This is a genomic window from Candidatus Bandiella numerosa (assembly GCF_021811875.1).
In the GTDB taxonomy this organism is placed as follows: domain Bacteria; phylum Pseudomonadota; class Alphaproteobacteria; order Rickettsiales; family Midichloriaceae; genus Aquirickettsia; species Aquirickettsia numerosa_A.
Genome location: NZ_JAJBJD010000098.1, coordinates 1 through 4,179 on the forward strand (window position 1 = coordinate 1; position 4,179 = coordinate 4,179).

The 4,179-nt window shown below is 30.7% G+C and carries 4 protein-coding genes; 1 reads left to right on the plus strand and 3 read right to left on the minus strand.

Annotation, left to right across the window (positions count from 1 at the left end):
* Positions 1-387: 387 nt before the first annotated feature.
* Positions 388-942, plus strand: coding sequence for an ATP-dependent protease subunit HslV (gene hslV, locus L8D11_RS03895; RefSeq protein ID WP_272906035.1), 555 nt, complete (start codon positions 388-390; stop codon positions 940-942).
* Positions 943-1,082: 140 nt separating this feature from the next.
* Here the strand turns inward: hslV and L8D11_RS03900 are convergent, their stop codons facing one another.
* The 3 genes from L8D11_RS03900 to dnaJ are packed head-to-tail and all read right to left on the minus strand — an operon-like array spanning position 1,083 to position 3,918.
* Entirely contained in the window at positions 1,083-1,847 is a 765-nt protein-coding gene (locus L8D11_RS03900; protein ID WP_236870366.1) for an ABC transporter permease, read from the minus strand.
* Positions 1,848-1,860: 13 nt separating this feature from the next.
* The gene (locus tag L8D11_RS03905) at positions 1,861-2,760 is read right to left on the minus strand and encodes an ABC transporter ATP-binding protein (protein WP_236870367.1); all 900 of its coding nucleotides are present in this window, start codon (positions 2,758-2,760) and stop codon (positions 1,861-1,863) included.
* A 15-nt stretch (positions 2,761-2,775) separates the two neighbouring features.
* Complete coding sequence (gene dnaJ, locus L8D11_RS03910) at positions 2,776-3,918, minus strand: molecular chaperone DnaJ (protein ID WP_236870368.1); 1,143 nt, start codon at positions 3,916-3,918, stop codon at positions 2,776-2,778.
* Positions 3,919-4,179 lie beyond the last annotated feature (261 nt).

Here is a 4,179-nt window from a genome sequence, read left to right on the forward strand (position 1 = left end):
CTGATACTACCTCGCCTTTTTCTTTTTTTCTTACTATTATTTCAAAATCCATTTGATACCTGTATTGTTTTAGGTCAAAGGTTAGCACTTTTCCTATTTATACGCTATCTAATATTTATGCTTCCGTATTATATTATAAGTCCTTCTGAATATGAAAGTATACAATGTAGGATTGGTGGTTTTTTGGATAAATGGATTTTGAAAATCCATTTATAATGGGTGATGTTGTAAAGTTCTGAGTTAATAAGGAATAGGTGTGCTAATTGTTGATTATGGAAGATTGTTTTGTTGATGCATATTCGAAAAATAGCGCAAATATTTTAAATTCTATTTACAAATCTATTATGGTAATTTAATCTGCGGTAAAAGTAATTCGATTAATTTTATATGTCCGATAACAAAATGCCTAGTTGGCACGCTACTACTATCCTTTGTATAAGAGATAACAAGCAGGTTATCATAATTGGGGATGGACAAGTTAGTCTTGGTCACACAGTAATAAAAAGTACGGCTAATAAAATTAGAACTTTGGCCAATAATAGTATTGTAGCTGGATTTGCCGGAGCTACAGCTGATGCATTTACATTATTTAGTAGACTGGAAGAAAAGCTTGATAAGCATTCTCATAATTTAATGAGAGCATCTGTGGAGCTTGCAAAAGATTGGAGGTTGGATAAATATTTAAGAAGATTGGAAGCAATGATAATAGTTGCAGATAAAGAAAGTACATTAATATTATCTGGCAATGGAGATGTTTTAGAGCCTGAAGATGGAATTGCTGCGATTGGCTCTGGAGGAAATTATGCTCTGGCTGCAGCGAAGGCTTTATCAGATGTTAAAAATATAAAGCTCGAGGATAAAGCAAAAAAGGCAATGAAAATTGCAGCAGATATTTGCATATATACCAATCACAATACAGTAATGAAAAAGGTAAATTTTTAATAGACCTCTTTCAAAACTCTATTTCTGATGCAAACTGTGTCGTTGATTTCGTGCTCGAATCCTCATGTACATCAACCTTATGGTATTATATCAGACACTTTCTGACATTCATAGACAGGCTTTTTGCAGCCTGCTTACTGTTATTTTTGCAGCTTTTTATTAAAAAAATAAATAGCAGTGATAAATAGCACAAAATTAAAAATCACGATAACAACAAATGATAAGTAATTAAATTTACCAATACCTAACAGGCTGTGCCTAAAAATATCGATAAAATGGTAGATGGGGTTAATTTTTATCACTAATTGCCAAAAATTTGGAAGCATTTCAATTGTAAAAAATACTCCACCTAAATAAACCATTGGAGTAAGAATGAATGAAGGAAACCACATTATATCATCAAATGTTTTAGAAAAAATTGCGTTAATAATGCCTGCAATAGAGAAAAAGAAAGATATCAATAGTGCTATTGAAAAGCACATCAAATATGAATGAATGCTTGTTGGTTCAAAGCATAGGGATGTGATAAATATCATTAAACCATTTATAAGTCCTCTAAAAAGCCCTCCGAAAGTATAGCCTAATATAATAATCCACGCAGGCAATGGAGAGACTAAGAGTTCTTCAATATTTTTTTGAAATTTTATACTAAAAAAAGATGATGATGTACTACTGTACGAGTTAATTATAATTGCCATTGCAACAAGCCCAGGTATCAGATATTGACTGTAAGAAATTTCTTGACCGTCAACAGATATAAATCTATCTTTAAATAAGATTTCGCCAAAAATTATAAAATATAGGCTAGTTGTAATAATAGGTGGTATCAACGTTTGTGGCCATATACGCAATATTCGTATGATTTCTTTTTTAAGGATGGTTTTGAAACCAATCAAATTCATCATGTAATTCATAAATTTACTCTACTATATTCAAAAATAATTCTTCAAGCCTATTGTTTTTGGGTTTTATACTGATTATTTCTCCTCCATAGTTGATTATATTTTTAATACTATTTGAAAGAGAATTTTCTAAATTGACTGAAATTTCAAATAAGCAATCTGAAATTTGTGAAATTGTGGTTTCATTCAACGATAGATTTATAGCATTTTTTATTTCAACTAAATATTTTTGTTTTGGGCACTGATTCAAAATTTTTCTCAATGAATCATTCATTATGATTATTCCTTTAGAAATAATAGCTAAGCTATCGCATAATCTTTCTGCTTCATCAAAGTAATGAGTTGTTAAAATAATGGTTTTGCCTTCATTATTTAAATCTTGCATTATTTTCCATATTTTTTGCCTCACTTCAGCGTCAACTCCTGCTGTGGGTTCATCAAAAAATATTATTTCCGGTTCATGCATTAATGCTCTTGCTATCATCAGTCTTCTTTTCATCCCTCCAGATAATGTTATGACAGCGTGATTTCTTTTTTCCCATAAATCTAAATCTTTTAAATGCTTTTCTGCTCTTTTGATTGCCACATCTCTATTTATACCAAAGTATCCTGCTTGAGTGATTAATACTTGCATTACCTTTTCAAAAAAAGATAAATTGACTTCTTGAGGAACGATGCCAATCTTTAATTTTGCAAATTCAGCATTATTATCTAAGTCCTTGCCATTAATTATTACAGCGCCAGTTGATTTTTTTGTTAAGGAAGATAGTATCTCAACAAAGGTAGTTTTTCCTGCACCGTTTTTGCCTAACAAAGCTAAAAATTGTCCCTTCCTAACTTTTAAATTTATTTCTTTAAGTGCTTGGTGACCATTTTTATAAGTTTTTGATAGCCCACTAATATCAATAGAAAACATTATAATAAACTTTAATTATTTTTTTTTCAAATCTGAAACAAAGCTTTTAACCTTAGCAAAAAAACCTTCTGATTTTGGATTTGCTCCAGATTGATTAATTTTATCGAACTCCTCTAACAATTCTTTTTGTTTTTCTGTAACTTTTATAGGTAATTCAACATTAACATGCACATAAATATCTCCATACCTAGTTGAATTAATAATTGGCATACCCTTTAGTTGCATTCTTAATTTTGTTCCAAACTGTGTACCACTAGGAACATTAACTTTTGCTATATTACCATCCATTGTTGGAATCTCAATAAATCCTCCTAGGACAGCTGTAGTCATTTTTATAGGTACAGTACAGTGTAAATTTGCATTCTCCCTTTGATAAAATTCATGGGGTTTTATAGAAACATATATATATAAGTCTCCTGCTTGGGCATCACGTATCCCGGCTTCGCCCTCATTTGCAACTCTAATTTTAGCTCCATTATCTATACCTTTTGGTATGTGTACTGATAAACTTTTTTCTTTTTCATATCTGCCTTCTCCTCTGCATTTGCCGCATGGGTCTTTAATTATTACTCCTGAGCCGGAGCAACTTGTACATGCCTTCTCTATCATAAAAAAACCTTGCTGATACCTTACTGTACCAGAGCCATGACATGTAGAACAGGCTTTGGTTCCAGTTTTTGCTTTGGTTCCATTTCCATTACATTCATCACATTTACTTGCAGTTCTAAATTTAATATTTCTATTTAAGCCTTTGTATGCATCTTCTAAGGTGATTTCTGTATTATATCTTAAATCTGCACCTCTAAATTGACTTTCTCTATTTGATTGTGATGAGCTTTTACCTCTTCCCATAAAATCACCAAATATATCACCAAAAACGTCTGCAAAATCTTCAAATCCTCCTGCTTGAGAGCTAAAGCCACCAGCGCCACTGTTAACTCCAGCACTTCCATATCTATCATATGCAGCTTTTTTTTGCGGATCTTTTAAGATTTCATAAGCTTCATTAAGTTCTTTAAATTTTTTCTCAGACTCTTTATTTCCCTGATTTTTGTCAGGATGGTGTTTTAAAGCTAATTTTCTGAAGGCTTTTTTTATTTCGTCAGGAGTTGCATTTTTATTAACTTCCAGAGTTTTATAATAATCTTTTTCTGCCATTTATTTTCACTTAATTGCTATTTATAAAAATTGATTTTACATTAATACCCAATAGAAATAGTATAGAATTTTTGTATATCAAGGAGTATAAAGCTTTTATATTATGAATAAAGATAATTTGTGAAAAAGTATTAAATATAGTGGACTGAAAAAGTCAGACAACAAAAAGAGTAGTTTTATTTCCTAAAAGATATAAAAATATAAATAAAAAATAAGAAGTATGAGTAAAAAAGAAAAAAGAAATTTTAGCGCTGAACAAAA

Excerpts from the sequence above, each read along its gene's own strand:
- hslV (WP_272906035.1), top strand. The coding sequence starts at position 388 with ATGTCCGATAACAAAATGCCTAGTTGGCACGCTACTACTATCCTTTGT.
- L8D11_RS03905 (WP_236870367.1), bottom strand. The coding sequence starts at position 2,760 with ATGTTTTCTATTGATATTAGTGGGCTATCAAAAACTTATAAAAATGGT.
- dnaJ (WP_236870368.1), bottom strand. The coding sequence starts at position 3,918 with ATGGCAGAAAAAGATTATTATAAAACTCTGGAAGTTAATAAAAATGCA.
- L8D11_RS03900 (WP_236870366.1), bottom strand. The coding sequence starts at position 1,847 with ATGATGAATTTGATTGGTTTCAAAACCATCCTTAAAAAAGAAATCATA.